This is a genomic window from Frankia sp. CeCAU1 (genome assembly GCF_977971845.1).
The window spans coordinates 1-4,149 of the sequence record NZ_CDWWXA010000231.1; the positions used below are offsets into that span (position 1 = coordinate 1).

At 65.7% G+C, this 4,149-nt stretch carries 1 protein-coding gene; it reads left to right on the top strand.

The genetic code is table 11. From position 1 onward, the window contains the following. Positions 1-356: 356 nt before the first annotated feature. Positions 357-3,905 (top strand): DNA polymerase III subunit alpha, encoded by a 3,549-nt coding sequence (gene dnaE, locus AC08OO_RS22710; RefSeq protein ID WP_476611051.1) that lies wholly within the window; start codon positions 357-359, stop codon positions 3,903-3,905. The last annotated feature ends 244 nt before the right edge of the window (positions 3,906-4,149 follow it).

Sequence of the window (4,149 nt, forward strand, 5' to 3'; positions counted from 1 at the left end):
ACGATCACCTCGGGTGGGGGCCGGAACCCCGCGAACTCCGATGTCGGGACCGGTGGACAGGCACGACGTCGACGCATCACACGATCATGACCGGTCGGGAACTGCGAGACAACGGGCTCTGCCGATGCAACAGACCCGGCGCGCTCGCGCGGCACGTGGTTGGTCACGGCGCAGAGCTTGCCTGATCGCGTCGCTGCGTTCTCGGGTATGTCGACGGGTCCACCATTGATCTCAACGAATTGTCTTTGGAGGATCAATGCGCTTAAGGGTCTGTTGTGTCGCGTGCCTCTCCGGTGGCTCTGGGTGGCGGGGTTAGACTCCGACCGGCGGGCCGTTGTGGGCGAGAGGGGACTGGGATGCCGACGGATTCTTTTGTTCACCTCCATGTGCACACTGAGTATTCGATGCTGGACGGTGCGGCGAAAACGGGCCTGCTTTTCAAGGAAGCGGCGAAGCTGGGGATGCCGGCCGTCGGGATGACCGACCACGGTAACATGTTCGGTGCCTACGAATTTTATCAGGGTGCGAAGTCCGCCGGTGTCAAGCCGATCATTGGGATCGAGGCGTACCTGGCGCCCGAGTCGCGCCACCACAAGCGGCCTGTCCTGTGGGGGGAACGCTCGCAGCGCGACGTCGACCCTGCGGGTGAGGGCGGTGACGTGTCCGGTGGCGGCGCCTACACCCACATGACGATGCTCGCAGCCAACGCCGCCGGGCTGCGCAACCTGTTCCGGCTGTCGTCGATCGCGTCGATCGAGGGCTACTACCGCAAGCCGCGGATGGACCACGAGCTGGTCTCCCAGTACTCCGAAGGGATCATCGCGACCACGGGCTGTCCGTCAGGTGAGGTGCAGACCCGGCTTCGTCTGGGCCAGTTCGACAAGGCGCTCGCGGCAGCGGCCACCTACCAGGAGGTCTTCGGCGCGGACAACTTCTTCCTGGAGTTGATGGATCACGGTTTGCCGATCGAGCGCAGCGTCCGCCAGGGGCTGCTCGACATCGGCAAGCGGCTGGGACTCCGCCCGTTGGCCACGAACGACTCGCACTATGTGACCGAGGACCAGGCGGGCAGCCACGAGGTGCTGCTGTGCGTCGGCACCGGTAAAAAACTCGACGATCCGACCCGTTTCAAATTCGACGGATCGGGATATTATCTCAAGTCTTCGGAGGAAATGCGCAACTTGTGGGACGGTGAGGTCCCCGGGGCCTGCGACAGCTCTCTGCTTATCGCCGAGCGCGTCGAGTCCTACGACGATGTTTTCAAGTTTGTGGACCGGATGCCGCGCTACCCTGTCCCCGCGGGTGAGACGCAGCTGTCCTGGCTGCGCAAGGAAATCGACCGCGGACTGACGTGGCGCTTCCCTGCGGGCGTGCCCGCCGATGTGGTCGAGCGCGTCGACTACGAGGTCGGCGTGATCGACAAGATGGGTTTCCCGGCTTACTTCCTGGTCGTCGCCGACATCTGCAAGTTCGCGAGAGATCGGGGCATCGGGCTGGGTCCGGGGCGTGGATCGGCGACCGGGTCGATGATCGCCTACATCCTGGGTATAACCGAGCTGAACCCGATCGAGCACGCGCTGATCTTCGAGCGGTTCCTCAACCCGGAGCGGATCAGCCCGCCGGATATCGACCTGGACTTCGACGAACGTCGACGCGGTGAGGTGATCCGCTACATCACCGAGCAGTACGGCGAGGACCGCGTCGCGCAGATCAACACCTTCGGCACCATCAAGGCCAAGGCCGCGATCAAGGACTCGTGCCGGGTGCTGGGTTACGACTACGCCCTCGGTGACAAGATCTCAAAGGCGATGCCGCCGGATGTGATGGGCCAGGGCATCCCGCTGGCCGGGATCTTCGACCCGAACCATGAGCGGTACGGTGAGGCCGCCGAGGTCCGGGCCCAGTACGAGACCGACACCAAGGTTCGGAAGGTCATCGACACCGCGCGGGGGCTGGAGGGGCTCACCCGCGGCACTGGTGTCCACGCCGCCGGGGTCATCCTGTGCTCGGAGCCGCTGCTGGATGTCCTGCCGATCCATCGCCGCGACAATGACGGCGCGATCATCACCGGGTTCCCGTTTCCTCAGTGCGAGGAGATGGGCCTGCTCAAGATGGACTGCCTCGGGCTGCGGAACCTCACCGTCATCGGTGACGCGATCGAGGCCGTCAAGCGTAACCGCAACGTCGACATCGACCTGTCCACCCTCCCCTTGGAGGACGCCAAGGCCTTCGAGTTGCTCGCCCGCGGCGACACGCTCGGGGTGTTCCAGCTCGACGGCGGACCGATGCGTAACCTGCTGCGCCTGATGGCACCGACGAAGTTCGGCGACATCGCCGCCGTGCTCGCGCTCTACCGGCCCGGCCCGATGGCGGCCAACAGCCACATCGAGTACGCAGACCGCAAGAACGGCCGCAAGGAGATCCTCCCGATCCATCCCGAGCTCGCCGAGGCGCTGGAGCCCATCCTCGGCGAGACCTACCACCTGGTGGTCTACCAGGAGCAGGTCATGGCCATCGCCCGGGAGCTGGCCGGCTACAGCCTCGGCGGCGCCGACCTGCTGCGCCGCGCGATGGGTAAGAAGAAGAAGGAGATCCTGGACAAGGAGTTCGCTCGGTTCTCCGCCGGGATGAAGGAGAGGGGCTACACCGACGCGGCGGTCCAGGCGCTGTGGGACGTGCTTGTCCCGTTCTCCGGCTACGGGTTCAACAAGTCCCACACCGCTGGGTACGGTGTCGTGTCGTTCTGGACGGCCTACCTCAAGGCCAACTACCCGGCCGAGTTCATGGCGGCGCTGCTGACGTCCGTCGGTGACGACAAGGACAAGATGGCGGTGTACTTGGCGGAGACCCGCCGGATGGGTATCCAGGTCCTGCCCCCCGACGTCAACGAGTCGGACCTGCGGTTCGGTGCGGTCGGGGACTCGATCCGCTTCGGCCTGGGGGCCGTCCGTAATGTGGGGGAGAACGTCGTCGCCTCGATAGCCGCGGCCCGGCGGAGGAAGGGCGCGTATGAGTCGTTCGCCGACTTCCTGCAGAAGGTCGACATCGGGGTGTGCAACAAGCGCACCATCGACTCGCTGATCAAGGCCGGGGCGTTCGACTCGCTGGGCCATCACCGCCGGGTGCTGGTCAACGTGCACGAGAACGCGATCGACGCGGTGATCATCACGAAGCGGGCCGAGGCCATCGGCCAGTTCGACCTGTTCGGCGACGGGGGCGCCGGCGAGGAGGAGAGCCCGGCGCTAGGACTCGACCTGGACCTGTCCGGCCCCGAATGGCCGAAGAAGGAGCTGCTGGCCCAGGAACGCGACATGCTCGGCCTGTACGTGTCCTCGCATCCGCTGGAGGGTGCCGAGCGGGCGCTGGATCGCCACCGCGACACCCGGATCGTCGACCTCGCCGAGGCCAGCGACGGGACGACCGTACAGATCGCCGGTATCATCAGCAAGATCGATAAGCGGATCAACAAGAACACCGCCAAGGCGTGGGCGATCGTGACCGTCGAGGATCTCGACGCCTCCGTCGAGGTGCTGTTCTTCCCCCAGTCCTACGAGGTCCATTCGTACGCGCTCGTGACCGACGCGGTCATCTCGGTGCGGGGCAGGATCAACGAGCGGGAGGGGTCGGTCTCGCTGTTCGCCCAGGACCTGACGGTGGTCGATGTCGCGACGCACGTGAACGGACCGCCGGTCGTCATCACTCTGCCGTCACACAAGATCACACCACCGCTGGTCGATGACCTCAAACTCGTCCTGACGACCCATCCCGGGACAACTCCGGTGCACCTGCGTCTCGAAGGCCCGCAGAACACGCATCTGCTCCTGCTCGAACTCCAGGTGCAGGCGAGTAGTTCGCTGCTCGGGGACCTCAAGGCCCTGCTGGGTGCCCGAGCGGTCACCGTATGAGCGACCCGTCGCCGGAGGCGGGACAGCCTGCCGAGGTTGTGGGGTGCCAGAAGTCGGCTTGGGCCCGTGAGCTGGGCTGACGCGCTGACGCGGTGGAGCGGGCTGCCGGCATGATGGTCAGCTGTGTCCATCGGCGCTGTTGCATTGGGCGGAGGCGGGGCGTGGTGGAGCCGTCTCGGGTGGGCGGTCAGATGGCCAGGGTGAGTTCGGTGAAGGCAGCCGTCAGCCGGTTCCGGAGGTCGGC

Coding starts and splice junctions, on each gene's coding strand:
- dnaE (WP_476611051.1), top strand. CDS start 357: ATGCCGACGGATTCTTTTGTTCACCTCCATGTGCACACTGAGTATTCG.